Annotated in this window: 24 protein-coding genes; 13 read left to right on the top strand and 11 right to left on the bottom strand. The window is 70.6% G+C overall.

Going from position 1 to position 24,953, the window contains the following annotated elements; all coding sequences use genetic code 11:
- Positions 1–4: 4 nt before the first annotated feature.
- The 3 genes from FB471_RS32510 to FB471_RS32500 are packed head-to-tail and all read left to right on the top strand — an operon-like array spanning position 5 to position 2,296.
- Positions 5–823, top strand: a complete 819-nt coding sequence (locus FB471_RS32510) for an IclR family transcriptional regulator (protein WP_142003638.1) — start codon at positions 5–7, stop codon at positions 821–823.
- Complete coding sequence (locus FB471_RS32505; RefSeq protein ID WP_142003637.1) at positions 820–1,398, top strand: nucleotidyltransferase family protein; 579 nt, start codon at positions 820–822, stop codon at positions 1,396–1,398. Before FB471_RS32510 ends, FB471_RS32505 begins: the two co-directional genes overlap by 4 nt.
- A 4-nt stretch (positions 1,399–1,402) precedes the next feature.
- Positions 1,403–2,296: an AAA family ATPase gene (locus FB471_RS32500; protein WP_142003636.1), complete on the top strand. Its 894-nt coding sequence runs from the start codon at positions 1,403–1,405 to the stop codon at positions 2,294–2,296.
- 455 nt (positions 2,297–2,751) lie between these two features.
- Here FB471_RS32500 and FB471_RS32495 read toward each other — a convergent pair whose 3' ends face one another.
- Positions 2,752–3,102 carry an STAS domain-containing protein gene (locus FB471_RS32495; RefSeq protein WP_142003635.1) on the bottom strand — a complete coding sequence of 117 codons (351 nt, stop codon included), beginning with the start codon at positions 3,100–3,102 and terminating at the stop codon, positions 2,752–2,754.
- Between the two features lie 78 nt (positions 3,103–3,180).
- Positions 3,181–3,486 carry a WhiB family transcriptional regulator gene (locus FB471_RS32490; protein WP_142003969.1) on the bottom strand — a complete coding sequence of 102 codons (306 nt, stop codon included), beginning with the start codon at positions 3,484–3,486 and terminating at the stop codon, positions 3,181–3,183.
- A gap of 138 nt (positions 3,487–3,624) precedes the next feature.
- Between FB471_RS32490 and FB471_RS32485 the strand changes: the two genes are divergently transcribed.
- From FB471_RS32485 to FB471_RS32445, 9 genes are all read left to right on the top strand, one after another.
- Positions 3,625–4,032: an ATP-binding protein gene (locus FB471_RS32485; protein ID WP_170221074.1), complete on the top strand. Its 408-nt coding sequence runs from the start codon at positions 3,625–3,627 to the stop codon at positions 4,030–4,032.
- A gap of 83 nt (positions 4,033–4,115) precedes the next feature.
- A complete protein-coding gene (locus tag FB471_RS32480) occupies positions 4,116–5,351 on the top strand; it encodes a PP2C family protein-serine/threonine phosphatase (protein WP_142003633.1) in 1,236 nt (411 codons plus the stop codon).
- A 19-nt stretch (positions 5,352–5,370) separates the two neighbouring features.
- Complete coding sequence (locus FB471_RS32475) at positions 5,371–6,525, top strand: vWA domain-containing protein (RefSeq protein ID WP_142003632.1); 1,155 nt, start codon at positions 5,371–5,373, stop codon at positions 6,523–6,525.
- Positions 6,518–7,630 carry an XdhC family protein gene (locus tag FB471_RS32470; protein WP_142003631.1) on the top strand — a complete coding sequence of 371 codons (1,113 nt, stop codon included), beginning with the start codon at positions 6,518–6,520 and terminating at the stop codon, positions 7,628–7,630. Before FB471_RS32475 ends, FB471_RS32470 begins: the two co-directional genes overlap by 8 nt.
- Before the next feature lie 199 nt (positions 7,631–7,829).
- Complete coding sequence (locus tag FB471_RS32465; protein WP_142003630.1) at positions 7,830–8,381, top strand: (2Fe-2S)-binding protein; 552 nt, start codon at positions 7,830–7,832, stop codon at positions 8,379–8,381.
- On the top strand, positions 8,381–10,759 hold the full coding sequence (locus FB471_RS32460) for a xanthine dehydrogenase family protein molybdopterin-binding subunit (RefSeq protein ID WP_142003629.1): 2,379 nt from the start codon (positions 8,381–8,383) through the stop codon (positions 10,757–10,759). The genes FB471_RS32465 and FB471_RS32460 overlap by 1 nt, the downstream gene beginning before the upstream one ends.
- Positions 10,756–11,610: an FAD binding domain-containing protein gene (locus FB471_RS32455; RefSeq protein ID WP_142003628.1), complete on the top strand. Its 855-nt coding sequence runs from the start codon at positions 10,756–10,758 to the stop codon at positions 11,608–11,610. Before FB471_RS32460 ends, FB471_RS32455 begins: the two co-directional genes overlap by 4 nt.
- A 118-nt stretch (positions 11,611–11,728) precedes the next feature.
- Positions 11,729–12,367, top strand: a complete 639-nt coding sequence (locus FB471_RS32450; protein ID WP_142003627.1) for an SRPBCC family protein — start codon at positions 11,729–11,731, stop codon at positions 12,365–12,367.
- Between the two features lie 443 nt (positions 12,368–12,810).
- Positions 12,811–13,872: an ALF repeat-containing protein gene (locus FB471_RS32445; protein ID WP_142003626.1), complete on the top strand. Its 1,062-nt coding sequence runs from the start codon at positions 12,811–12,813 to the stop codon at positions 13,870–13,872.
- Positions 13,873–14,164: 292 nt separating this feature from the next.
- Here FB471_RS32445 and FB471_RS32440 read toward each other — a convergent pair whose 3' ends face one another.
- Together FB471_RS32440 and FB471_RS32435 are read right to left on the bottom strand one after the other, a co-directional pair.
- On the bottom strand, positions 14,165–14,647 hold the full coding sequence (locus FB471_RS32440) for a hypothetical protein (RefSeq protein WP_142003625.1): 483 nt from the start codon (positions 14,645–14,647) through the stop codon (positions 14,165–14,167).
- 1 nt (position 14,648) lies between these two features.
- The gene (locus FB471_RS32435) at positions 14,649–16,274 is read right to left on the bottom strand and encodes an ALF repeat-containing protein (protein WP_142003624.1); all 1,626 of its coding nucleotides are present in this window, start codon (positions 16,272–16,274) and stop codon (positions 14,649–14,651) included.
- 147 nt (positions 16,275–16,421) lie between these two features.
- On the opposite strand from FB471_RS32435, the gene FB471_RS32430 reads away from it, so the two are divergent.
- Positions 16,422–17,510: an NAD(P)-binding domain-containing protein gene (locus tag FB471_RS32430; protein WP_142003623.1), complete on the top strand. Its 1,089-nt coding sequence runs from the start codon at positions 16,422–16,424 to the stop codon at positions 17,508–17,510.
- Here FB471_RS32430 and iolD read toward each other — a convergent pair.
- The 7 genes from iolD to FB471_RS32395 are packed head-to-tail and all read right to left on the bottom strand — an operon-like array spanning position 17,495 to position 24,886.
- A complete protein-coding gene (gene iolD, locus FB471_RS32425) occupies positions 17,495–19,342 on the bottom strand; it encodes a 3D-(3,5/4)-trihydroxycyclohexane-1,2-dione acylhydrolase (decyclizing) (protein ID WP_142003622.1) in 1,848 nt (615 codons plus the stop codon). The genes FB471_RS32430 and iolD overlap by 16 nt on opposite strands.
- Positions 19,339–20,226, bottom strand: coding sequence for a 5-deoxy-glucuronate isomerase (gene iolB, locus FB471_RS32420; protein WP_142003621.1), 888 nt, complete (start codon positions 20,224–20,226; stop codon positions 19,339–19,341). The genes iolD and iolB overlap by 4 nt, the downstream gene beginning before the upstream one ends.
- Positions 20,223–21,125: a Cgl0159 family (beta/alpha)8-fold protein gene (locus FB471_RS32415; RefSeq protein WP_142003620.1), complete on the bottom strand. Its 903-nt coding sequence runs from the start codon at positions 21,123–21,125 to the stop codon at positions 20,223–20,225. The genes iolB and FB471_RS32415 overlap by 4 nt, the downstream gene beginning before the upstream one ends.
- Positions 21,122–22,069 carry a 5-dehydro-2-deoxygluconokinase gene (gene iolC / locus FB471_RS32410; RefSeq protein WP_142003619.1) on the bottom strand — a complete coding sequence of 316 codons (948 nt, stop codon included), beginning with the start codon at positions 22,067–22,069 and terminating at the stop codon, positions 21,122–21,124. Before iolC ends, FB471_RS32415 begins: the two co-directional genes overlap by 4 nt.
- Complete coding sequence (locus FB471_RS32405; RefSeq protein ID WP_142003618.1) at positions 22,069–22,851, bottom strand: ATP-binding cassette domain-containing protein; 783 nt, start codon at positions 22,849–22,851, stop codon at positions 22,069–22,071. Before FB471_RS32405 ends, iolC begins: the two co-directional genes overlap by 1 nt.
- On the bottom strand, positions 22,848–23,903 hold the full coding sequence (locus tag FB471_RS32400; RefSeq protein ID WP_142003617.1) for an ABC transporter permease: 1,056 nt from the start codon (positions 23,901–23,903) through the stop codon (positions 22,848–22,850). The genes FB471_RS32405 and FB471_RS32400 overlap by 4 nt, the downstream gene beginning before the upstream one ends.
- Positions 23,900–24,886 carry a sugar ABC transporter substrate-binding protein gene (locus tag FB471_RS32395; protein WP_142003616.1) on the bottom strand — a complete coding sequence of 329 codons (987 nt, stop codon included), beginning with the start codon at positions 24,884–24,886 and terminating at the stop codon, positions 23,900–23,902. The genes FB471_RS32400 and FB471_RS32395 overlap by 4 nt, the downstream gene beginning before the upstream one ends.
- Between the last annotated feature and the right edge of the window lie 67 nt (positions 24,887–24,953).

Raw genomic sequence — 24,953 nt, 5'->3', positions numbered from 1 at the left:
CGTTATGGACGAGGAGGAGCAGGACCCCGACATCGGCGCGGCCCGCGGCGCACACCACGTGCAGTCGCTGGAGCGAGGGCTGGCCGTCATCCGGGCGTTCAACGCGGGCTCCCCGCAACTCACGCTGAGTGAGGTTGCCCGGTCCACCGGCCTCACCAGGGCGGCCGCCCGGCGGTTCCTGCTCACCCTGGCCGACCTCGGGTACGTCCGCACCGACGGGAAGTACTTCTCGCTCACCGCGCGGGTGCTCGAGCTCGGCTACGCCTACCTTTCCAGCCTTTCCCTGCCCGAGGTGGCCCAGCCACACCTGGAACGGCTCTCCGCCGAGGTGCACGAGTCCTGCTCCATCTCGGTGCTGGAAGGCACCGACATCATCTACGTCGCCAGGGTCGCGGTGTCCCGGATCATGGCCGTCACCATCAACGTGGGCACCCGCTTTCCCGCGCACGCCACCTCGATGGGCCACGTGCTGCTGGCCGGCCTCCCGGAACCGGCGCTGGCCGACTACCTGGAGCAGGCCCGGCTCGACCGGCTCACCTCGCACACGCTGACCTCGGCCACCGCGCTGCGGGCCGAGCTGGCCCGGGTGCGCGAGCAGGGGTGGGCGCTGGTGGACCAGGAGCTCGAGGAGGGGTTGCGCTCGGTGGCCGCGCCGGTGCGCGACCGCGGCGGGCAGGTGGTCGCCGCGGCGAACGTGTCCACCCATGCCGGCCGCACCTCCCCCGAGGCGCTGCGGCGCGACGCGCTGCCCGCGTTGCTGGACACCTGCAAGCTGATCGAGGCCGACCTGGCGGTCACCATGGCGACCCAGGCCAGCCGGTGAGGGTGGCCGGCCTGCTGCTGGCCGCCGGCAGGGGGCGGCGGTTCGGCGGGCCGAAGGCGCTGGCCGAGCTGGACGGCGAGCCGCTCGTGCTGCGCGCCCTCGGTGCGCTCACCGAGGGTGGCTGCGAGCCGGTGCACGTGGTGGTCGGCGCGCGGTCGGAGGCCGTGCGCGCCCTGCTGCCGCGCGCCGCCGTCGCGGTGCACGCCGCGGACTGGACCAGCGGGATGGGTGCCTCGCTGCGTGCCGGGCTGGGATCGTTCCACGGGCTGGAACCGGCTCCCGACGCATTGCTGGTGCACCTGGTCGACCTGCCGTGGGTCCCCGCCGGTGTCGTGGCGAGGCTGGCCGGGTACGCCGGACCCTCGGCCGTGGCCAGGGCGTGCTACCGGGGCACGCCAGGGCACCCGGTGGTGCTGGGGCGCCGCTGGTGGGCCGAGGTGGCCGGCGCGACCGAGGGCGACCGCGGGGCGCGGGACTGGCTGGCCGCCCGGCCGGACCTGCGGTTGGTCGAGTGCGCGGATCTCGGTAGCGGCGCCGATGTGGACACGCGGGCGGATCTTGGCGTCGTAGAGTGAGCGGATGGGCTCCTCGGCAACTCCCGGCTCCCCGGACGCGCTCGCCGACCTGCTCGAGGGCACCGGCTACCTTTCCGACACCGGGGTGGCCACCGCGGCGTTCCTCGCGCTCCGCATGCGGCGGCCGCTCTTCTGCGAGGGGGAGCCCGGCACCGGCAAGACCGCGCTCGCCGTCGCGCTCGCCGACGGCCTGGGCCTGCCGCTGATCCGCCTGCAGTGCCATGAGGGCATCGACTCGGCGCAGGCGCTGTACGAGTGGGACTTCCCGCGCCAGCTGTTGCACCTGCGGGCGCTGGAGGCCGCAGGTGACGGTGCGCTGGAGGTGGACGCGGCCGAGCGATCGCTCTACACCGAACGGTTCCTGCTCGCCCGCCCGCTGTTGCGTGCCCTGACCACCGCCCCCTGCGTGCTGCTGGTGGACGAGATCGACCGCGCGGACGACGAGTTCGAGGCCTTCCTGCTGGAGTTGCTGGACGAGAACGCGGTGACCATCCCGGAGTTCGGCGAGGTGCGAGCCGAGACCCCGCCGCTGGTGGTGCTCACCTCCAACCGCACCCGCGAGGTCCACGACGCGCTCAAGCGCCGCTGCCTCTACCACTGGCTGGAACATCCGGACCTGCCGAGGGAGATCGCGATCCTGCGCGGCAGGCTGCCCGGCATCGGCGAGCGGCTGGCCGGCCAGATCGCCGATGCCGTGCGCAGGCTGCGGGGGCTCGAACTGCTCAAGCCGCCGGGGGTGGCCGAGTCACTGGACTGGGGTCGTGCCCTGCTGGCGCTCGGCAGGGAGGAACTCGACGCCGCCTCGGCCGCCGCGACCCTGGGCGCGGTGCTGAAGTACAGCGAGGACCTCGACCGCGCCCGCTCCGGGCTGGACGCACTGCTCAGCCGGGAGCGTTGACGGGGGCGGCCGTGCCGCTGCTCGCCGCGCGCCGGAGTACCCGCCGCCCGCAGGTGTGCCCTGCCACCAGTGTGGCGCCACGGTCGGCCACGTGGTGCCACGGGGGCATGGGCCGCACGTCGACGATCGGCACTACCCGTGCTTCGGTGCTGGTGCGGAGATAGCCGCAGGAGGGACCGTGGTGCGCCGGAACGGATTTCCCGGTTCCGGTACCGAGACGAGTGACTGGAAGGCTTCGGGTACCTGGCCAGTGCCGCGGTGGTGGGCGGGCATCGCCGCTGCCCGCCCACCGTCCCGCGAAACCACTCGCTCAATATGTTCTGGGCCCACTTGACGAGCATTACCCCACCATTTCTCCTGTGGAACGCGAACGGCCGAGTTCCAGCAGAAAGTGGCCAGGTTCTCCCCGGTGATGTCCGGAGTTTTCGGTGGGATTCGCCCTACCGCGGCTGCCGTTACGGCTCTGGCCGGGTCCAGGTGAGATGGTCGCCGACCCCGGCCAGCGTGATGATGCGTTCGACGGCCTCACTGGCGAGCACCGTCATCGGAACCCCGTGCTCGGTGGCCAGCCGCTCGATCTGCAGCAACACGTTCAGCGCCGAGGAGTCGAAGAAGCCGACCTCGGTGAGGTCGGCGAGCACCCGGGAGGGCTGCCGTTGCTCGATCACCGAGTTCAGCGCCTGCTGCAGGCGCGGGCTGGTGAGCAGGTCGAGTTCTCCCGCCACCGCGACACGCCAGCCGCCGTCGACCTCGGAGGTGGTGATCTGGAAGCCGGGCGTACGGGCATCCGGACCAGGGACGCTCATGGAGGTTCTCCTCAGGGTTACCGACCCGCATCGGGTATGCGGTCACGACCTTAGCCGAGCCGCCCTGCGGCCCTCTCGTCACCCGACGTGTGCCGACCGGCGCGCCCTTCTCCGCTGCCGCAACAGCTCTCGCCGCTCCGACTCGCCGAGACCGCCCCAGATCCCGTACGGCTCCTCCACCGAAAGGGCATGGTTGCGGCATTCCCGCAGCACGGGGCAGCGGGAACAGATCGCCTTGGCCTGTTCCTCCCGCCGTTCCCGTGCCACCCCACGCTCGTTGTCGGTGTGGAAGAACAGACCGCTGTCCACTCCACGGCACGCGGCGTGTAACTGCCAGTCCCATTCCTCGGCGACCACCAGCGGCAGCCTGCTCACCTCGGCCATACCGGTCTCACCCCTCGCCTTTTCGTCGGCTCTTCGCACCGGATTACCCGGGGTCGTCCGGTGTCAAACGTTGCGATCCCGGCTTCCGCATCGGTTCGGCGATGATTGGCCTGGTCTCGAGGCGGGTAGCTCATCTACGTGAGCAGGGAAACAGCAGGCGGGCAACAGCCGCTGACCATCGACTTCGCGGTTGACCGTCGTTCGGCGTCGGTGGCGCGCCGCGTGGCGGCTGCCACCCTGCGTGGACACCGGGTTCCGGACGAGTTGACCAGCGACATCGTGCAGGTGGTGTCCGAGCTCGTCACGAACGCGATCAAGCACGGTGCGGCTCCTGCCAGCCTGGAAGTGGAATGCGTGACCGCGCAGATCGTGGTGCGGGTACGCGACGGTGGCGCCGGGCTTCCGGTGCTGCGCGAGCAGTCCGTTCCTCCCGTCGAAGGTGGGCACGGGTTGCGCCTGGTGCATGCTCTCGCCACCCGTTGGGGGTACAGCCGCGAGCGGCGTGGTGTTCCGGGAAAGCAGGTGTGGGCCGAGTTCCGTCGCTGAGGTGCTGGTCGCCGAGGTGCCGGCCACGTAGGGTCGACGGGCACGGTCGGCGTGCCACGGAGTGGATCGAGAGGACGGATGTGGTGCTCGGCGACGCCCCGCAGGGGCAGGAGGTCGGTCCGGACGGCGTCGAGGACCGGCCGCCGCACGCCCGTCGCACCATCCAGGCGTTGCTGCACCTCGCGGTGCCCTACCTCGCCGACTGGGCGATGCTCGCGGTCCGCGACGGTGGCTCGACCACCCTGTTCGCGCATGCCGCGGACGGCACCCGCACCGGGCCGCTGCGCCCCGGGCCGCCCGAGGAGGTCGCCGCCTGGCTGAACCGGATCCGCGGCCTGCCGCGGGCCGAACGGTTGCCCGACGCGGGCGAGCACACCGGGCTGGCCATGGCGATCCCGGACGAGTCGCTGCGCAGGCAGGTGGCGGCGTTGTTGCCCGCGGACGTGCTCGGGGCCTCGCTCGGCTCCAGTGGCGGCGCGCTGGTGCTGGTCCGCGCGGGTGGGCGGCGCTATGCCGAGCCCGAGCTCGGGCTCGCGGAGGAGTTCGCCCGCAGGGCGGAGTTCACCCTGGACGCGGTCCGCACGCACGAGCAGCGCGCCGAGGTGGCCGCGGTGCTGCAGGCGAGCCTGCGCCCGCCGAGGCTGCCCGAGGTGCCCGGGGTGCGGGTGGCGGCGCGTTGCCGGTCGGCTTTCGAGCATCTGGACATCGGGGGTGACTTCTACGATGTGCACGGAGCGGGGGACGACTGGTCGCTGGTCATCGGGGATGTCTGCGGCAAGGGTGTACCGGCCGCGGTGCTGACCGGGCGGGCGCGGCAGACCATCCGCACCGCCGCGCATTTCGACCGGTCGCCGTCGGCCGTGCTCGCCGCCCTCAACGACGTGCTCTACGAGGGGGACTCGGATCGGTTCGTGACCGTGGTCTGCGCTCGGTTGCGGCCGGATCCGGACCACGGCGGGGCCGAGGTGACGCTGGCCGTCGCCGGACACCCGGCGCCGATCGTGCTGCGGACCGACGGCCGGATCGAGGAGACCGAGCTCGGCGGGACGCTGTCCGGGGTGCTGCCGGACCTTTCCTACGAGGAAACCACCATCACGCTGCATCCCGGCGACCTGATGCTGTTCTTCACCGACGGCATCTACGAGGCCCGCGGCCCGGAGGGTTTCTTCGGGCTCGAACGGCTGCGCGAGCTGTTGCCCGCCTATGCCGGTGCCGAGCCGGAGCGGGTGTGCGCGGCCGTGGAGCGGCGGGTCGTGGAGCATCTCGCCGGTGCGGCCCACGACGATATGGCGCTGCTCGCGCTGCGGTGCGGCGCCTGATCGGGCGCACAATGAACACATGTCCGCCGGTACCACCGAGCCAGCCGAGCCCGTCGAGCCAGCCGAGCCAGCCGAGTTACTGCCCGGCCTGGTCGGGTTCGCCTCCGCGTTGCGCGCGGCGGGGCTGCGGTGCGACGGCCGGCGGGTGCGCGCCTATCTCGCCGCGGTGGAGCGACTCGACCTCGCCGATCCCGAGCAGCTGTACTGGGCGGGCAGGCTCACCCTCTGCGCCGATCCCGACGACCTGCCGCCGTACGACACCGCCTTCGCCGCGTGGTTCGGCCCGGCCTCGCTCGATCCGCGGGCGGCGCGGGAGCACCTGCCGCGGCAGGCGAACATGGCCGCGCTGGTGTCGCCGGAGGGGCGCGCCGGCGAGGAGTCCGGGGAGCCGGCCGAATCGCTGCGGGTCGCGGCGGCCGATACCGAGGTGCTGCGCGCCCGCGACCTCGGCGAGCTGACCGCGGCGGAACGGGCGCACCTGCGGGAACTGCTGGCCGTGTTGCGCCCCCGGTTGCCCGTCCGGCGGTCGCCGCGGCCGCGGGCCTCCCGGCGCGGGACGTTGGACCCGGCGCGGACCCTGCGCGCGATGCTCGCCGGAGGTGGCGAGCCGGTGCGGCTGGCCTACCGCAGCACGGGTGGCAGGCCGCGGCGAGTGGTGCTGCTGATCGACGTGTCCGGCTCGATGAGCCCGTATGCCGACGCCTTGCTGCGCTTCGCCCACGTGCTGCAGCGTGCGGCCCCCGCCGCCGTCGAGGTCTTCACCCTTGGCACCCGGCTGACCAGGGTGTCCCGCCAGCTACGCCAGCGGGACCCGGAGCGGGCGATGCTCGCGGCCTCCCGCGCGGTGGCCGACTTCGCGGGCGGCACCCGGCTTGGCGAGACGCTGCGCGCGTTCCTCGGCAGGTGGGGGCGGCGCGGGCTGGCCAGGGGAGCGGTGGTCGTGCTGTTCTCCGACGGCTGGGAGCGGGGTGGGGCGGACCTGCTCGGCGAGCAACTCGCCGCGCTGCGCCGACTGGCGTATGCGGTGTTCTGGGTGAACCCGCACGCGGGCAAGCCGGGTTACGCTCCCGTGCAGTCCGGCATCGCGGCCGCCCTGCCGTCCCTCGATCGGTTGCTGGCCGGGCACAGCCTGGCCACGCTGGAACGACTGCTCGTGGAGATCCGTGATGCATGACGTGCTGGAGGAACTGCACCGGCGCTTCTCGGCCGGTGAGACCGTGGGGCTGGGCACGGTGGTGTCCACCTTCTCCTCGGCGCCGCGCGCGCCAGGGGCCGCGATGCTGGTCGGCGCGGACGGCGCGGTCACCGGCAGCGTCTCCGGCGGGTGCGTCGAGGGCGCGGTCTACGACCTCGCCCAGCAGGCCGTCACCGAGCGGACCCCGGTGCTGCGGCGGTTCGGGGTGACCGATGACGATGCCTTCGCGGTCGGGTTGACCTGCGGCGGCATCATCGACGTGTACGTCGAGCACGTCGACGCCGGCTCCATGCCGGAGCTGCCCGCGGTGATCGAGTCGGTGCGCGTCGGCGAGCCGGTCGCGGTGGTCACCGTGGTTCAACATCCGGAGGCCGAGTGGGTGGGGCGCCGGATGATCGTGTGGCCGGATCGGCTTGCCGGCGGTCTCGGCTCGGCACGTGCCGAGGACGCGGTCGCCGACGACGCGCGTGGCCTGCTGGCCGGCGGTCGCACCGGGCTGCTGCACTACGGCCCGGACGGGCAGCGGCGTGGCGAGGGCATGGCGGTGTTCGTGAACTCCTTCGAGCCGCGGCCGCGGCTGCTGGTGTTCGGCGCGATCGACTTCGCGGCGGCGATGGCCAGGATGGGGTCCTACCTCGGGTACCAGGTGACGGTTTGCGACGCCCGGCCGGTGTTCGCCACCTCCGCCCGGTTCCCCGAGGCGGACGAGGTGGTGGTGGACTGGCCGCACCGGTACCTGGCCGCCGAGGCCGAGGCGGGCAGGGTGAACCAGCGCACCGTGGTCACCGTGCTCACCCATGACCCCAAGTTCGACGTCCCGCTGCTGGAGGTGGCCTTGCGCCTGGACCTGGGTTACGTCGGCGCGATGGGCTCCCGTCGCACCCACGACGACCGGCTGGTCCGGCTGCGCGAGGCCGGCCTCACCGAGGCCGAGCTGAAGAAGCTGTCCTCCCCGATCGGCCTCGACCTCGGCGCCCGCACCCCGGAGGAGACCGCGGTGTCCATCGCCGCCGAGGTCATCGCGCTGCGCTGGGGTGGCGGCGGCCGCCGGCTCACCGACACCGAGGGCCGCATCCACGGCTGACCCGCGTGTTGGCCGCCCACGCGCGCGAGTTTGCCCTCCACGCGCGCGAGTTTGCTTCCCACGCGCCTGAGTTTGCCGTTCACGTACCCAACCCACTGGACAAGCGGTCGTTCACCGGGCCGGGGGTTGTCCGAGCGCGACAGAAGTAGCACGCTCGTTGTGAGCCCGATCACTGCCAGTTCCACCACCGGAGGCCTTCATGCGCATCAGCGTCACCGTCGACGGGACGAGCTACACAGATGAGGTCGAGCCACGCCTGCTGCTGGTGCACTACCTGCGGGAACGGCTCGGCAAGGTGGGCACCGTGGTCGGTTGCGACACCGGCAACTGCGGCGCCTGCACCCTTCACCTGGACGGGCACAGCGTGAAGTCCTGCTCGGTGCTCGCGGTGCAGGCCGACGGCTGCGAGGTCCGCACGATCGAGGGTGTGGCACAGGACGGCGAACTACATCCGGTGCAGCAGGCGTTCCACGACAACCACGCCCTGCAGTGCGGGTTCTGCACCCCGGGCATGATCATGCAGTCGATCGACCTGCTCGCGGACAACCCGGACCCGGACGAGCGGGCGGTGCGCGAGGGGTTGGAAGGCAATCTCTGCCGCTGCACCGGCTACCAGAACATCGTGCGCGCCGTGCAGGATGCCGCGCACCACATGCGGCCGGGCGCCGGTCCGGACGTCGAGCGGGTCGCGGACGAGACCGCGAACCCGGCCGGCAGGACGGCCACCAGCGTGGGTGGGGGTGGTGAGTGATGACCTCCACCATCGAGCCGGAGGTAGGCCGGGCGCGGCTGCGCAAGGAGGACGCCAGGCTGATCACCGGGCGGACCCGCTGGACCGACAACATCGCGCTGCCCGGCATGTTGCATCTGGCGGTGCTGCGCAGCCCGCTGGCGCACGCCAGGATCACCTCCCTGGACGTCTCCGCGGCCAGGGAGCGGCCCGGGGTCATCGCCGTCTACACCGCGGCCGACCTCGACCCGGACAGCCAGATCGGGATGCCCTGTGCGTGGCCGATCACCGAGGACATGAAGCACCCGCGGCGCCCCGTGCTCGCGGCCGACACGGTGAACTTCGCCGGTGAGGGCGTAGCCGTGGTGGTCGCGCGCAGCGCCTACGAGGCGCAGGACGCGCTGGAGGCCATCGAGGTCGACTACGACGAGCTGCCGGTCGTGCTCGGCATGGAGAACGCACTCGCCGAGGGCGCCCCGCTGGTGCACGAGGAGCTGGGCACCAACCGCAACGCGCTGTGGGTGTTCGACTCGGCCGAGGCGGGCTCCGGCGGCGACGTCGAGCGGGCCATTGCCGATGCCGAGGTCACCCTGCACCGGCGGTTCCGGCAGCAGCGGCTGGTTCCGTCCTTCATGGAGCCACGTTCCTGCGTGGTGGACCCGACCGGGCCGCAGCTCACCATGTGGTCGGCCACCCAGATCCCGCACATCCTGAAGACCATGTCCGCGGCCACGCTGGGCGTCCCCGAGCACAAGCTGCGGGTGATCGCGCCGGACGTCGGCGGCGGCTTCGGCGGCAAGATCGCGGTGCTGCCGGAGGAGATGACGGCCCTGATCGTGGCGCGGAAGCTCGGCAGGCCGGTGAAGTGGACCGAGTCGCGCTCGGAGACCATGGTCACCGCGCACCACGGCCGGGACCAGATCCAGGACCTCACCGTCTCGGCCACCCGCGACGGGCGGATCACCGGGCTCAAGGTGGAGCTGCTCGCCGATATGGGCGCCTACCTCGGCCTGGTCGGCCCCGGGGTGCCGATCCTCGGTGCGTTCATGTTCAACGCCATCTACAAGATCCCGGCCTACCGGTTCGCCTGCACCAACGTGTTCACCAACACCACGCTCACCGACGCCTATCGCGGCGCGGGCCGCCCCGAGGCGACCTTCGCGATCGAGCGGATGATGGACGAGCTGGCCGTGGAACTGAACATGGATCCGATGGAGATTCGGGAGAAGAACTGGATCAAGCACGAGGAGTTCCCTTACACCACGGTCGCCACACTGACCTACGACTCGGGCAACTACGAGGCGGCCACCGCGCGCGCCAGGGAGCTGTTCGACTACGAGGGCCTGCGCCGGGAGCAGGAGGAGCGACGCGCCTCCGGCGACCCGGTCCAGCTCGGCATCGGGATCTCGACCTACACCGAGATGTGCGGGCTGGCGCCGTCGCGGGTGCTCGGCTCGCTGTCCTACGGCGCGGGTGGCTGGGAGCACGCGGCCATCCGGATGCTGCCGTTCGGCAAGGTCGAGGTGGTGACCGGGGCCTCGGCACACGGGCAGGGGCACGAGACCGCGTGGAGCCAGATCGTGGCCGACCAGCTCGGCGTTCCCTTCGACGACATCGAGATCCTGCATGGGGACACCCAGTCCTCGCACAAGGGTCTGGACACCTACGGCTCGCGGTCGCTGGCCGTGGGCGGGGTGGCCGTGGTCAAGGCTGCGGAGAAAGTGATCGAGAAGGCACGGGTGATCGCCGCGCACATGATGGAGTGCTCGCCGGACGACCTCGAGTTCGCCGGGGGCAGGTTCACCGTGCGCGGCACCGAGTCCGCCACGGCGCTCACCGACGTGGCCACCGCGGTGTTCACCGCGCACGACCTGCCCGACGGCGTGGAACCCTCGCTGGACTCCGAGTTCACCTTCGATCCGGAGAACTTCTCCTTCCCGCACGGCACGCACCTGTGCGCGGCCGAGGTGGACACCGAGACCGGGCAGGTGCGGCTGCGTTCCTACGTCTGTGTCGACGACGTCGGCGCGGTGGTCAACCCGCTGATCGTGGAGGGCCAGGTGCATGGCGGCCTTGCCCAGGGCATCGCGCAGGCGCTGTTCGAGGAGGCGACCTACGACGAGAGTGGCACGCTGACCACCGGCACCTTCGCCGACTACCTGGTGCCCTCCGCCGCGGACCTGCCCTCGTTCACCACCGACCGCACCGAGACCCCGTCCACCACCAACCCGCTGGGCGTCAAGGGAGTCGGCGAGGCGGGCACGATCGCCTCCACCCCGGCCGTGGTGAACGCGGTCGTGGACGCGCTACGCCCTCTCGGCGTCTCCGATGTGGAGATGCCCTGCTCACCGATGCGGGTGTGGTCGGCCATCCGCAGCGCTCAGGGAGGTGCCCGATGATCCCCGCGGCCTTCGACTACGTAGCGCCGTCCACAGTGGACGACGCCGTGCGCGCGCTCGCCGAGGCGGGCGAGGACGCCAAGGTGCTCGCCGGTGGGCAGAGCCTGCTGCCGGTCCTGCGCATGCGGCTGGCCGATCCCGGCAAGCTGATCGACCTCGCTAGGATCCCCGAGCTGCGCGGTGTCCGCGAGGAAAGGAACGCGCTGGTGATCGGTGCCATGACCACGCACTACGAGGTGCAGCGTGATCCGCTGGTCGCCGAGCACGCCGCGCTGCTGGCAAGGGCGACCGACACCGTCGCCGACCCGCAGGTGCGTCACCGCGGCACCTTCGGCGGTTCACTCGCGCATGCCGACCCGGCCGGTGACCTGCCGGCCCCGGCGCTGGCGCTGGACGCCGAGATGGTGGTCTGCGGGATGGACGGCCGCCGCACCATCCCGGCCGCCGACTTCTTCCAGGACTTCTTCACCACGGCGCTCGGTCCGGGGGAGATCCTGGTCGAGGTGCGGGTGCCGAAGTATCCCGGCTGGCATGCGCACTACGAGAAGTTCAACCGGGTGGCGCAGGCCTGGTCCATGGTGGCCGTGGCGGCCGCGATCCGGACCGAGGGCGAGATGATCGCCGAGTCACGGGTCGCGTTGACCAACATGGCCTCGGTCCCGGTCCGGGCCCGTGGAGTGGAGGAGGCGCTGGTGGGCCGGCCCGCCACCGCCGAGTCCATCCGTGCCGCCGCCGAGCACGCCGCGGAGGGAACCAACCCCACCAGCGACGCCAACGCGGACGTGGACTACCGGCGGCAGCTGGCCAGGGTTCTCACCGGCCGCGCCGTCACCTCCGCCGTCACCGCCTGAAGTGCCCTGAACGTGGCGATAGAGACGTCAGATGTCGTGAACGTGGCTTTCCGGACGCTGGATGTCCCGAAAGCCACGTTCACGGCTTTTCCGCTGGAGTACGAGAGGAGGCCGGTCCGTGCAGTTGGAGCATGAGTTCACCGTGCCCGCGGGTATCGACGAGGTGTGGCAGGCGGTACTGGACCCGCAGCGGGTGGCGCCGTGCATGCCCGGCGCCACCCTCGCCGAGGCCGATGGGGATACCTTCCGTGGCACCGTGAAGGTCAAGCTCGGACCGGTCTCCTTGCTGTACAAGGGATCCGGCGAGTTCGTGGAGAAGGACGAGCAGGCGCGCAAGGTGGTGATCACGGCCTCGGGCAAGGACGCGCGCGGGGCCGGGACGGCGAAGGCCACGGTGACCGTGACGCTCACCGGGGACGGCGGCTCCACCAAGGGCTCGGTGGTGACCGACCTCAGCGTCACCGGCAAACCGGCCCAGTTCGGCCGCGGGATGATCGCCGAGGTGGGCGGCAAGATCCTGGACGACTTCGCGACCTGTCTTGGCGAGAAACTGGGCGCGGCGGAGCCCGAGCCCGCGACGGCGGCCCCGGAGGAAACTCCCCGTCCCGCCGCCGAGAAGCACACGGACGCCGAGGTGATCGACCTGTTCGGCTACGCGGGCAAGTCGGTGGCCAAACGCCTCATCCCGGTCGCCGCCGGTGCCTTAGCGCTGTTGGCCTTGTTCATGATCGCCCGTGGCCTGCGTCGCCGAAAGTGACCAGCGGTCAACGACCGATCCCAGGCGGGCGGTCAGGAGGTTCGTAGGGGCATGCCCGCGCCTTGGCGGCGAACACTCAGGTCAACCTGTCAACGCTCCGCTGGAGCGCGCGATTGGCCCGAGTGTATTCGGGCATGTGGTACTCGACAATAACGTCTGTCAGTGAACTTTCAGTGTTCCTCGGATCGAGTTTCCGATACGGGGTCGTTGTCGAACCGGCCTTCGTTGAGTAACTCCTGAAAATACTCTGAAAGATGCACCTGTTCTAAAAGTCCGATCTCTTCTGTCTCGTTTTTGTCAATTAACCGACGCCTTCCATTTTCGGTTTCTGCGGCCGGGACGGACTGTCTGTCAACGTAGGCCGACCAAGCCACCCAACTTGACGCCGAAGCAGAGCGGTTGCTGGCCGAAAGTCCGCGACCCGGACACTCCGGCGACCATTCGTGCGAAGCGAGCTGGCCGCCGCTGTGGAGCAGGACGACCGGCTCAGCGTCCGGACCATCGCTGGAGCCGCCACCGTCTCGGCACCGCGCGAGGCTGCGCAGACCGCGCTGGTCGACAGTCACGAGAATGTCAAGGAGTTTCTGCGGACCCGTCACTACCCCGGCAAAGATGACAATGACTGGATCGCTGTCCAGTGCATCCTTAACACCGGCGGACCGGCCACCCGGGCCGCCGCGAACGAGGCCCTGGACGGGAGTATCGAGGACGTCCGACGATTCCTGGATGTCGGCCAGTACCAGGCCGCGGAGGATGACGATCGGATCGCCGTGCAGCGACTGGTGGAGACCGGCGGACCGGAGATGAAGGCCGCGGCCAATGCCGCGCTGTCCGGCCCATGGTCGTACCTGAAGCAGTTCTTGGCTGTCGGCCAGTACAGGGCGGCCACCCGGGATGCGAAAGCCGCCCTGCACAACACGCAGATCGACGGCTACCTCGCCGATGCCGCCCGTTCTGCGGCGATAGCCCGTGAGTACGCCGCACCCGCCACCGAGTCTGCAGCTCTGGCCCGCGGGGCCGCCGACGAAGCCAACAGTTGGGCCACCCAAGCCAGGGAATCGGCCGCTCAGGCCCGCCAGCATGCGAACCAGGCCAAGACCTACGCCGAGCAGGCGGCGGATGCCGCCAGCGCGGCCGCCGTATCGGCCCATGGCGCGCGAGACGCTGCGACCAGGGCGTGGGGCGCTGCCTATGCTGCGCAACGTTCGGCCGTGCAGGCAGGGTACTCCGCGACGCAAGCCGCGGCGTCGGCAGCCGAGGCTCGAGCCAAGCCGGGCTTGCTGCCCGGACTGCGGCGGTCGAGAAGCAAGCGTGCCACGCCGGTCGTTGTGCCGGGCATCGGCACGGCCGGAACTCAGGAGATGGATCTGGTGCTGCTCGGCCCCTCAGTCGACTGCTCGGACTTCTATGCCGTACTGCGAGCGAAAGTCCGCAGCCAGCTCACTGCCCGCATAGCGCGGCGCGCGGGCTTCCCACCACGGCCTGCCTTCCCGGCACGGAAGTAGCGTGTCCTGCAGCAGTGACTTGAACCGGTCGTCGATCGCCGTTATTGCTGACCGGAACCATCCCGCCTCCTCGTGCGCGTTCAGTTCTCGGTCGTTGAGCAGGTGCTCGATTTGGTTTCGGATCGCCCGATCGTTCTCATACTCTTCGAGGATGTCGCCGTAACCTTCCTCGCAGGACTCGACGAACTGTTCCCAGGCAGCTATAATCTCGTTCGGCGTGAGCATCCTACGGCTGGTTTCGGCGAAGGTCCTCCGGAAGTACTGCACGAAGCTACGTGTGTCTCTCATGGGATCAGTATCCAGGAGCTTCCAATTGTCGAAGTTCCATCGAGTAGAATCGGTCGCTCAAGGTGTCAAGCTTCTGGTAGAACTCGATTCCCGCCAGCCGGAGAGTCTTGGTCAGCTGTTCCTTGTTGGCGGATGTCTCGACTGTTCGCTCTCCGTTATTCGATCCGACGCGAACTTGTCCGTCCTTTTTTAGGTTGAACCAAAGTTCAGCGGGATGATCCGGGAGTAATGTTGACGAGCTGCGAGTGTCACAAAGTTCGACTGTCATTCTGGAGATAAAACCCCAGAGATATTCGATTTCTTCGATATTTTCCTTGTCGAGTATTGACTTTCCGTTTATGACGAATTCTATCGAACCCAGAAGATCTCTGGTCTTCCTGGTGTCCGGAAATGTTTCGCATTTGTTGATTCCGACCAGGTCGAAAGTGTGGCCATCGGGATAGGCCAGAAAAGTTGTGACCTGCACTGTCTCGTAATGAACGTCCATGTCACTGGCCGGATCGTTGCGCGGCTTCCTCCGCTTCGGCGACCAGGCGACGGACCTCGGCGACGTGTGCGGTCGCGGCGTTGTCCCGGATCTCGGCTCTCGGCTGGTGGATGTCGAGGAACTCCCGCAGTGCCGCCGGTGGGCCGTCCAGCGCGATCTGCGCCGCCGCCTCCACCTCCGGCCCGCCCGGGGATATCGTCTGCAGCACCCTGATCCGCAGGTCGTGCTCGCGGGCGACGTACTGGCCGGTCTCCAGGAACTCCAGTTGATCCTGGTAGCTGCCGTCGAGTGCCTCGTTGGCGTCGTCCCGCAGCGCGGGGCCTGCGTCCGGCAGCATCCGCAGGATCGCTATCCGGACGTCGTGGTCCTTGCCCTCGTACCACCTGGTGCGCAGGAACTCCTTGACCTCGGCGTAGCTGCCGGCCAGCGCCGCCTCGGCCGCTGCGCGCTCGGCCGGGATATCGGTCTCGGCGGCGATCCGGGACACCCGCTCCCTGTCGTCCCGTTCCTGCGCGGCCGCGAGGTCGGTGCGCACGAAGGCGACAACCTGGTCCGCCGTACCTGCCAGGGCGGTTTCGGCCGCGGTCTGTGCCTGCGGACCACCGGTGCTCAGCACATGCAGCGCGACCCGGCGGCCATTGCCGACGACGGTCTCCCGGTCGGCGTCCGGGGCGGCCGCCTCGGCGAGCAGCCGGTCGGCCTCGGCCTGCCTGGCCGCCGCCTCTTCGGCTTCCTGCGCGCGGTCCTCTTCGGCCTCCTCGTGAGCGACTTTCCGCTGGGTGGACTCGGCCCGGCCCTTTCGCTCGCGTTCCGAAAGCCCTTCGCCGTAGGCCTCCCGTGCAGCCTGCTCGGTACGCCTTGCCTCTGCGGCCGCGGCGCGGGCCGCCGCGGTGTCGTTCCGCGCCGCGGCCTGTTTCGCCCGCTCGGCAAGGTCCGCGACCGTCCGGGCCTCTTCGTCCCAGGCCTGAGCGACCGGCAGCCAGGACTCCAGGAACTCCCGCAGCGCCGCCGCGGTGCCCTCGTCCAGGGCGGCGTTCGCCGCCTTGCTGACCCGGGTGCCGCCACCGCTCAGCAACTGCGCCGTCCGGATCCGGTTGTCGGTCTCCCGTGCCTCGTGCTGCCCGGTTTCCAGGAACCGTTCGAACGCTTCCTCGGTGTTCGCGTCCAGGGTCATCCCGGCCACCTCCCGCAGCCGGCTGCCCTCCGGGGCGGTCGCGAGGATCTGGAAGATCGCCACGCGGAGGTCATGCAGCCGGGGCTCCCGGTGCCCGGTCTCCAGGAACTCCCGCAGCGCCGCGGTGCTGCCGTCGTCCAGCGCGATCTGGGCCGCCTCTCGTACACCCCTGCCGCCCGCGGCCATCATCTGGTTGACCCGGATCCGCAGATCGGTGTTGAGGGCGCCGTGTTGCCCGGTTTCCAGGAACTCCCGGACCGCCGCGTCGGAGCCGACCAGTGCCTCACCCGCCGCGTCCCGCATCACCGGCCCGCCGGACTGCCACAGCGCCAGCACCCGGCCACGGTCGCTCACCGGCTCACTCGCCGCGGTGGGTGCGGTGAAGGCACCGGCGATCAGCAGCAGTATCGCCATGGTGCCGACGAGACGGACTCCGGCCCTGCGGTTCGACATCGTTGTTGTTCCCCTGATCGGCGTTCACGTGCTCGTGACGTCCGATCACCGGAGACCCCCGTTAGCCGTCCTGGCCAAGTGTTGTCCATGTCACTCTGTGGATACGCCCTACCGGAATAGTGTGTTGCGCCGGTCGTTGTACCGGGCATGGGCACAGGGGCTGACCACGAGACGGACGTCGTGGTGATCGGTGCGGGGCAGGCCGGGCTCTCCGCCGCCCACTTCCTGCGCCGCGCCGGGTTCGCCAATGGTTCCGGGTTCGTCGTGCTGGACCACGGTAAGCGGGCCGGTGGCGCCTGGCAGTACCGGTGGCCGACGTTGCGGCTGGGCCGGGTACACGGGATCCACGACCTGCCAGGGCTCGAACTCGAGGAGCGGGACGGCGAGCGACCGGCCTCGGAGGTGGTCTCCGAGTACTTCGACCGCTACGAGCGGGCATTCGATCTTCCGGTACGGCGACCGGTGGACGTGCTGGCCGTGCGGTATGGCGAGGGGGAACGGCTGCTGGTGGACAGCGCCACCGAGACCTGGGCGGCCCGCGCGGTGATCAACGCGACCGGGACCTGGGACCGCCCGTTCTGGCCGTACTATCCGGGCCAGGAGACCTTCGCCGGGCGCCAGCTACACACCGCCGACTATCCCGGACCCACCGGGTTCGAGGGTGAGCATGTCGTCGTGGTCGGCGGCGGGACCTCGGCGGTGCAACTGCTCACCGAGATCGCCGAGGCCGGTCGTCCGGCGAGCACCACCTGGGTGACCCGCAGGCCGCCGGTGTTCCACGAGGGGTCGTTCACCCCCGAGCACGGCCGCGCCGCGGTGGCCAGGGTGGAGCGAGCGGTCTCGGCGGGCAGGCCGCCGGGCAGCGTGGTGAGCGTGACCGGGCTGACCCTCACCCCGGAGGTCGAGCGGGCGCGCGCGGCCGGTGTGCTCGAGCGCAGGCCGATGTTCGAGCGGATCACCCCGCACGGGGTGGCCTGGGCGGATGGAAGCACGCAACGCGCCGACGTGATCCTCTGGGCCACCGGGTTCCGGGCCGCGGTGGATCACCTCGCCCCCTTGCACATCCGGGAACCCGGCGGTGGGATCCGGATGGACGGCACCCGCGCCGTGGCCGAGCCACGCCTGCACCTGGTCGGCTACGGGCCTTCGGCGAGCACCATCGGCGCCACCAGGGCGGGCCGGGCCGCCGTGCGCGAGATCCGCAACACCATTGTGGACGTTCAGGAGCTCGTGTAGCGCACCTGGCGCCCCTTGCCGTCCCGGTGCTCGGGGTAGCCGGGGACGTGTTCCGGCACGCCGACCTCCCACCAGGCTCCCGACTCGGTCCAGGAGGTCGGGTGCGTACGGATCACCACCACGGCGGGTCGCCGCCGCGCCCCCGCGGCCTTCCGTGCCTCGGCATAGGCCACCCGCAAGCCTTCCAGGTCCTCGGCGGGGAACACCGTACAGCCGAGCGAAGCGGCGTGCGCGGCGAAGTCCACCCTCGGCGGCTCGGCGTGCCCGCTGCGGCAGTCGGCGTAGAAATTGTTGAACGGCTCCGCTCCCTGGCCCTGTTGCAACCTGGCGATCACCGCGTAGCCGTCGTTGTCGCACATCACGGCCACGAACGGATGCCCGGCGAAGGCCGCGGAGAACAACTCCGAGTTGAGCATCAGGTACGAACCGTCGCCGAGCAGGCTGGTCACCAGCCCTTCCCCGCGCGCCATCGCCGCGCCCCAGGCTCCGGCCAGTTCGTAACCCATGCAGGAGAAACCGTACTCGACATCCATAGTGGACACACCGTCACCACGCCAGCCGCCGACCAGCTCGCCGGGCATCCCGCCGGAGGAGGTCAACACGTAGTCCTCCGGAGTGGACAGCTCGTTCACCACGCCGACCACCTGGGCGTAGGTGGGCAGGTCCGTTCCGGGCGCGCGCAAGGCGTCGATATGCGCGTCCCACCGCGACCGTTCGACGGCCGCGCGCCGCGACCACTCCTCCCGCGCGCGCCAGCCCACCAGTATCCCGGTCAGGTCGGCCAGCGCCGTGTCCGCATCGGACACCACCGCCAGCGCGCCGTGCTTGACCGCGTCGAACCGGGCCGCGTTGATCGTGACCAGCCGGGCCTCCGGGGCGAACACGGTCCAGGACGCGGTGGTGAAGTCCTGCAACCGGGTGCCAACGGCCAGCACCAGGTCGGCCTCGGCGGCCATCGCGTTGGCCGAGGAGGACCCGGTGACGCCCAGCGGCCCGGCGTGCAGGGGATGGTCGTGCGGCACCAGGGTGCGGCCGGCGGTGGTCTCGGTGACCGGGATACCGTGCCGCTCGGCGAAGGCCACCGCGCGCCCGGCGGCACCGGAGTAGCGGACCCCGCCGCCGAGCACCAGCAACGGTCGCCGTGCCTTCCGCAGCGCGTCCCCGGCCTCGGCCAGCGCCCGCTCGTCCGGCCGTGGCCGTGGCACCCGGTGCACCCGCGGCTCGAACAGCGCCTCGGGGAAGTCGAAGGTCTCGGCCTGCACATCCTGCGGTAGCGCCAGAGTCACCGGACCGGCATCGGCCGGATCGGTGAGCACCCTCGCCACCTGGGGCAGCGTGGCCAGCAGTTGCTCCGGCCGGGTGATCCGGTCGAAGTACCTGCTCACCGCGCGGAAGGCGTCGTTGACCGTGGTCGTCGGATCCCCGAAGTGCTCCACCTGCTGCAGTACCGGATCCGGTGCCCTGCCCGCGAAGGTGTCGCCCGGCAGCAGCAACACCGGCAGCCGGTTGGCGTGCGCCACCCCGGCCGCGGTGACCAGGTTCAGCGCTCCGGGCCCGATCGAGGAGGTGACCACCCCGACCTGCCTGCGGTGCGTGGCCTTGGCGTAGCCGGCTGCCGCCAGCCCCATGCCCTGCTCGGTCTGGCCGCGCCACACCGGCAGCCGATCGGGGTACTCGGCCAGCGCGCTGCCGAGCCCGAGGACGTTCCCGTGCCCGAAAATGGCGAAGGCACAGGGGAACAGCGGAACCTCGTCCCCGGCAAGGGTCTCCGAGCGCTGCGCGATCAGCCAACGCACCAGTGCCTGCGCGACGGTGAGCCTGAGCGCCGTCATCGCCGTCCCTCCGCGGTCGTCACCGGGCAGCGGGGATCCGTGGGCAGGTCGGCCCAGGTGTCCCGGATCCAGCCGTGCGCCGGATCGTCGCAGAATGCCATCGACCGCTCCTCGGCCGGCCCGGCGAGCACGTTCAGGTAGTACATCGGGTACCCGGGTGCGGCCACGCAGGGCCCGTGATACCCGCGCGGCACCAGGAACACATCGCCGTCCCGTACCGCGACATCCTCGTTCAGCCCCCCGTCCGCGGTGTAGGTCCGGTGGAGCCCGAAGCCTTCCCGGTCGTGGCCGACCCCATCCCTGCCCGCGATCCGGAAGTAGTAGATCTCCTCGTTGACCACCTCGCACTCGCTCGCCTCGTCGTGCTTGTGCGGCGGGTAGGACGACCAGTTGCCCGCGGGGGTGATCAACTCGCAGGCGTTCAGCTTGTCCGCGTGCTCCCACACGCCGGGCACCCCGAAGTTGGTGACCTGCCTGGTGGCCTGGCCCGCTCCGCGCACCTCGACCGGAATGTCGCCCGCGGGTCCGTAGCGTGGTTCGAGCCTGCGGGAGCACCGGGCCATCGGCAGCGCGACCTCGCAGCCCGCCGCCGAGCTCAGGGTGATCTCGGTGTCCCGCGGTACGTATCCGAAGTCGGTGACCTTGCTGAACACGGTTCGCCTGCCGCGCAGGGTCAGCAGCTCGCCCTCGGCGTCCACCGTGCAGCCGCCGGCGAGCGGGAGCACGAACGCCTCGGACTCGCCGGTACGCACCACCCGGGAGGTCCCGGGCGCCAACCGCAGCACCCGCAGCCCGGTGTAGCTCCAACCGGCCTCGTCCGGGGTGAGCAGAACCGGGTCCGCCCCGTCGGTGAGTGTCCCCAGTGGACGATGCAGCGTGCTCATGCCGACTCCTCTCGTGCCGCGACGAGCACCTTGGCCGCGGCCTCCACCGCGGCCCCCACGTCGCCGTCCGGCGGGTAGAGTAGCGCGCGGCCGACCACCAGCCCGCGCACCGCCGGGTGGCGCAGGGTGCGGCCCCAGGACGCCAGGTCCCGTGCCGGATCGGTGGCCGGTACCCCGCCGAGCACCACCACCGGCAGGGTGGTGGCGTCCAGCGGGGCGTCGTCGTCCGGTGCGGGCAGTTTCAGCCAGGTGTGCGCCGAGGTGATCCCCAGCCCGGAAGCCACGGTCACCGCGCGGGCCAGCGAGCCGGGGTCCCCGGCCAGCCGCAGCCGCCCGCCCGGTTCCCGCCGGTACGGCAGTGGCTCGACCATCGCCAGCAGCCCGTGCCCGGCGAGCCCGGACACCGCGTCCGCGCAGGACCGCAGGGTGGGCACCGTCCCGGGATCGGAGTCGACCAGGCGCAACAGCATCTTCCCGCCGTCCAGCCCCCGTTCGGCGATGGCCTCCGGGGTGTAGGCGGTGAACCGGTCGTCGATCTCCCAGTCCGCGCCGGCGAGCCCGCCGCGGTTCATCGACCCGATGACCACCTTGCCGTGCAAGGCATCGAGCAGCAGCAACTCCTCGACCACGTCCGGGGTGGCCAGCAACCCGTCCACCGCGGGATTGGCCAGCGCCACCAGCAGGCGCTCCAGCAGGCCCCTGCGGTCGGCCATGGCCAGCGGGTCCCCGCCCACGCCCAGCGCACCCCGTGCCGGGTGATCGGCCGCGACCAGGAACAGGGTTCCGTTCTCGCCCAGCGGCTCCCCCCTGCGACGCCGCGCGGCGTACGCCCGCGCCACCGCGTCCGGATCGGTGGCCCTGGTGGCCAGCAACTCGCGCCAGCGCTTGTCCGTGATCATGCGTGCAGCAACTCCTCGATCTCCTCGGCGGTGGGCATGGCGTCCGCGCAGGCCAGCCGCGCGGCCACCAGCGCCCCGGCCGCGTTGGCGTAGCGGGCGATCCGCACGGGGTCCCAGCCGGCCAGCAGGCCGTGCACGAGCGCACCGCCGAAGCCGTCCCCGGCGCCGAGGCCGCAGACGACCTCGACCCTTCGCGGCGGGACGGTCCACGAACCGGTCTCGGTGGCGACCAGCACGCCATCGGCGCCCTTCTTGATCATGGCCAGCCGGACACCCCTGGCGAGTATCCGCCTCGCCGCCTCGTCCGGGTCGCCGGTGCCGACCGCGATCTCGGCCTCGGTCCGGTTGCCGACCGCGACCGTGACGTGGTCCAGCATCCAACCGATCTCCGCGCGCGCCGCGTCCACCGGGTTCTCCTCCGGCCAGAACATCGGCCGGTAGTCCAGATCCAGCACGGTGTGCCGCCGCCTCCCGCGGCGTCGCAGGATCTCCCGCTGGGTGTCCCTTGCCGGTTGGGCACTCACCCCGGAGCCGGTGACCCATAGCAGCGGTACCCGCTCGACCACCTCCCACGGCACGTCGGACCCGGCGAGTGTGAGGTCCGGGGCGATGGGGGAGCGGTAGAACAGCAGCGGCGGGTCGGCGGGCGGGTCGAGCGCGCAGAACACCACCGGAGTCAGCAGCCCGGGCGCGGTACCGACGTGCGCGGGGGACACCCCGAAGTCCTCGAGCGCCTGCCGCACGTAGTCGCCGAAGCCATCCGGGCCGACCTTGGTCAGCACCCCCGTACGCCTGCCCAGCCGGGCGGCCGCGACCGCCACATTGGTCGCGGTTCCGCCCAGCGACTTGGCGAAGCTGCGCACCCCGGCGAGCGGTACCCCGCTCTGCTCGGGGTAGAGATCCACCCCGACCCTGCCCACGGTGAGCGCGTCGATGCCGGTCATCAGGTCTCCGCCGTTCGCAACTCGTGTTCCAGCGCCTCCAACTCGGTTCCTCCGGCCATCTGCCGGGTGAGCTCCGCGAGGTCGATCTCGGACTTCTCGTAGCTCCCGAGCGGCGCACCGCGCTTGAGCAGCAGGAACCGATCGCCGACCGGGTAGGCGTGGTGCGGGTTGTGCGTGATCAGCACCACCCCGAGGCCACGATCCCGGGCCTGCGCCACGTACTTGAGCACCACCCCGGCCTGCTTCACCCCGAGCGCCGCGGTCGGCTCGTCCAGGATCAGCACCTTGGCTCCGAAGTGGACAGCCCTGGCGATGGCCACGCACTGGCGCTCACCGCCGGAGAGCGTGCCGACGGGTTGCTCCACATCACGCAGGTCGATGCCCATCCTGGCCAACGCGTTCCTGGTGATCTCCTTGCCGCGCTTGCGATCGAGCAACCGTAGCGGGCCGAAACCGATGGTCGGCTCCGAGCCGAGGAAGAAGTTGCGCCACACGCTCATCAGCGGTACCACCGCGAGATCCTGGTACACCGTGGCGATGCCCCGATCCAGCGCGTCGCGCGGCGAGTCGAACCGGACCGGGTCGCCGTCCACCCGGAACTCGCCGGCGTCGTGCCGGTGCACCCCGGCCAGTATCTTGATCAATGTGGACTTACCGGCACCGTTGTCGCCGAGCACGCAGGTGACCTCACCCGAGTTGACCACAGTGGACACATCGCGTAGCGCGATCACGCTGCCGTAGGTCTTGCCGACATCGGTGACCTCGATCAGTGGGGCATTCATCGGCGCACCCTTTCCGCTCGACGGCGCAGCGTGTTGTTCACCAGCACGGCGGCCAGCAGCAGCGCGCCGAGGAACAGCATGAACCAGTCGCTGTCCCAGCGGGCGAACACGATTCCCTGCCTGGCCATCCCGAAGATCAGCGCGCCGATCGCGGCACCGATCGCCGAGCCGAACCCGCCGGTCAGCAGGCAGCCACCGACCACGGCCGCCACGATGAACTGCAACTCCAGCCCGATCCCCTGGTTGGCCTGCACGCTCGCGAAGCGCAGCACGTTGATCGAACCGACCAGCCAGCCCGCGAAAGCGGTCAGCATGAACAGCGAGATCTTGGTGCGGATCACCGGAACGCCGACCGCCCGCGCGCTGACCGGGGAACCGCCGACCGCGAAGATCCAGTTGCCGAACCTGGTCCGCACCAACAGCAGCGCGGCCGCGGCGGCGAAGCAGATCCACCACAGGATGGAGACCTGGAACTCGGTGCCACCGATGTTCATCGTGGAGGCGAACACGAAGCCGGCCGACTCGTAGCCATCGGTGCTGCGCATCCCGGACACCTGCACGGTGCCGGTGACCAGGTTGGTCACCCCGAGGTTCAGCCCCTGCAGAGCGAGGAAGGTACCCAGGGTGATGATGAAGCTGTGCAGGCCGGTACGCATCACCAGCCAGCCGTTGAACGCGCCGACCAGCATGGCGAAGGCCAGCGAGGCCAGCAGTGCCAGCCAGACGTTCCAGCCGGCCTGGGTGGCCAGAGTCGCGGTCACCAGGGCCGTGGACGCGGTCATCACACCGGTGGAGAGGTCGAACTCCCCGCCGATCATCAGCATCGCCACCCCGACGGCCATGATGCCGAGGGTGGAGGCGTCGTCCAGCCAGGTGGCCACGCCGTCCCCGGTGAGGAACTGCTCCGTGCTCACCGAGAAGAACAGGAAGACCACCGCGGCGCCGAGCAGCGCGCCGATCTCCGGGCGCACGATGAGCCGGTCGGCCAGCCGGGGCTTGGCGATCCGCTCGTCGGGCTCGGCGGGGGTCAGCGGGGGAGCCGGTGTGCTCATCGGGTACCTCGTTCCACGTAGTCGGCGATCCGGGCGATGTCCCCCTTCTCGACGAGGTCGGGGCCGGTGAGTACCGGCTTGCCGCCACCGACGACGTTCGCGTTGTCGTGGTAGAGCTTCAGGAACACGACCGGTAGGTACCCCTGCTCGTACTGCTGCTGGTCCACCGCGAACAGCACGTCACCGGCCCGGATCGCGGCGACCACGTCGGAGTTGAGGTCGAAGGTGGCGACCTCCGCCGGCGAACCGACCTGTTCGATCCCGCCGACAGCGTTCGCGGCCACCTGCGAGTTCAGCGCCAGTACCGCGTCGATCGAGCCGTCCGCCTGCACCGCGCCCCTGATCCTGGCCTGGACGTCCGCCGGGTTGTTGATGTCCACCTGCAGGGTGGACGTCGAACCGGCGAACCCCTTCTCCGCCCCGGAGCACCGCTGGGCCTGCCCCACGTTGCCCGCTTCGTGGATCACGCAGAGCAGCTTGGTCTTGCCGAGTTCGGCGAGCCGCTCACCCGCACGCTCGCCCGCGAGGCTCTCGTTCTGCCCCACGTGCGTCAGCGCGCCGTACTCCGCGCTCTGCTGCTCTCCTGAGTTGATCGTGATCACCGGGATTCCGGCACGCACGGCATTCTCCACCGACGGTCGCAGTGCCTGCGGGTTGGCCATGGAGACCACCAGCCCACCGACGCGCTGCGCGACCGCGTTGTCGATCAGCTTCGCCTGGCGACCGGGGTCCCCATCGGACTGGTACTCGACCTGCACGTCGAGTTGCCTGCCTGCCTCCTCCGCACCGTTCTTCACCACGTTCCAGAACGCGTCGCCCGCGGTGCCATGCGAGATCACGGCTACCCGCAACGGGCCGTCCAGCACCGGCGCGGCCCCCGCGTCGGGGGCGCCGGGCTCCGCTGCCTTCGGCCCGGTACAGGCCGAGAGCAGCAGCGCCCCCGTGGCCAGCAGCCCGGCAGCTCTCCAGCGACAAGACCTCATTGTCTCTCCTCGCACTGTGCCGGTAGATACCAATCCGACCGAAAATAGCCCATCGGCGCGGGTCGGA

This window comes from Amycolatopsis cihanbeyliensis (assembly GCF_006715045.1).
In the GTDB taxonomy this organism is placed as follows: Bacteria; Actinomycetota; Actinomycetes; order Mycobacteriales; family Pseudonocardiaceae; genus Amycolatopsis; species Amycolatopsis cihanbeyliensis.
The sequence above is the reverse complement of the archived record's forward strand: the minus strand, read 5'-3'. Positions and strand labels throughout refer to the sequence as shown.

Excerpts from the sequence above, each read along its gene's own strand:
- FB471_RS32500 (WP_142003636.1), top strand. The coding sequence starts at position 1,403 with ATGGGCTCCTCGGCAACTCCCGGCTCCCCGGACGCGCTCGCCGACCTG.
- iolD (WP_142003622.1), bottom strand. The coding sequence starts at position 19,342 with ATGACGGCGCTCAGGCTCACCGTCGCGCAGGCACTGGTGCGTTGGCTG.
- FB471_RS32495 (WP_142003635.1), bottom strand. The coding sequence starts at position 3,102 with ATGAGCGTCCCTGGTCCGGATGCCCGTACGCCCGGCTTCCAGATCACC.
- FB471_RS32440 (WP_142003625.1), bottom strand. The coding sequence starts at position 14,647 with ATGGACGTTCATTACGAGACAGTGCAGGTCACAACTTTTCTGGCCTAT.
- iolC (WP_142003619.1), bottom strand. The coding sequence starts at position 22,069 with ATGACCGGCATCGACGCGCTCACCGTGGGCAGGGTCGGGGTGGATCTC.
- FB471_RS32510 (WP_142003638.1), top strand. The coding sequence starts at position 5 with ATGGACGAGGAGGAGCAGGACCCCGACATCGGCGCGGCCCGCGGCGCA.
- FB471_RS32405 (WP_142003618.1), bottom strand. The coding sequence starts at position 22,851 with ATGAATGCCCCACTGATCGAGGTCACCGATGTCGGCAAGACCTACGGC.
- FB471_RS32490 (WP_142003969.1), bottom strand. The coding sequence starts at position 3,486 with ATGGCCGAGGTGAGCAGGCTGCCGCTGGTGGTCGCCGAGGAATGGGAC.
- FB471_RS32430 (WP_142003623.1), top strand. The coding sequence starts at position 16,422 with ATGGGCACAGGGGCTGACCACGAGACGGACGTCGTGGTGATCGGTGCG.
- FB471_RS32455 (WP_142003628.1), top strand. The coding sequence starts at position 10,756 with ATGATCCCCGCGGCCTTCGACTACGTAGCGCCGTCCACAGTGGACGAC.
- FB471_RS32400 (WP_142003617.1), bottom strand. The coding sequence starts at position 23,903 with ATGAGCACACCGGCTCCCCCGCTGACCCCCGCCGAGCCCGACGAGCGG.
- FB471_RS32435 (WP_142003624.1), bottom strand. The coding sequence starts at position 16,274 with ATGTCGAACCGCAGGGCCGGAGTCCGTCTCGTCGGCACCATGGCGATA.
- FB471_RS32460 (WP_142003629.1), top strand. The coding sequence starts at position 8,381 with ATGACCTCCACCATCGAGCCGGAGGTAGGCCGGGCGCGGCTGCGCAAG.
- FB471_RS32470 (WP_142003631.1), top strand. The coding sequence starts at position 6,518 with ATGCATGACGTGCTGGAGGAACTGCACCGGCGCTTCTCGGCCGGTGAG.
- FB471_RS32415 (WP_142003620.1), bottom strand. The coding sequence starts at position 21,125 with ATGATCACGGACAAGCGCTGGCGCGAGTTGCTGGCCACCAGGGCCACC.
- FB471_RS32475 (WP_142003632.1), top strand. The coding sequence starts at position 5,371 with ATGTCCGCCGGTACCACCGAGCCAGCCGAGCCCGTCGAGCCAGCCGAG.
- FB471_RS32465 (WP_142003630.1), top strand. The coding sequence starts at position 7,830 with ATGCGCATCAGCGTCACCGTCGACGGGACGAGCTACACAGATGAGGTC.
- iolB (WP_142003621.1), bottom strand. The coding sequence starts at position 20,226 with ATGAGCACGCTGCATCGTCCACTGGGGACACTCACCGACGGGGCGGAC.
- FB471_RS32395 (WP_142003616.1), bottom strand. The coding sequence starts at position 24,886 with ATGAGGTCTTGTCGCTGGAGAGCTGCCGGGCTGCTGGCCACGGGGGCG.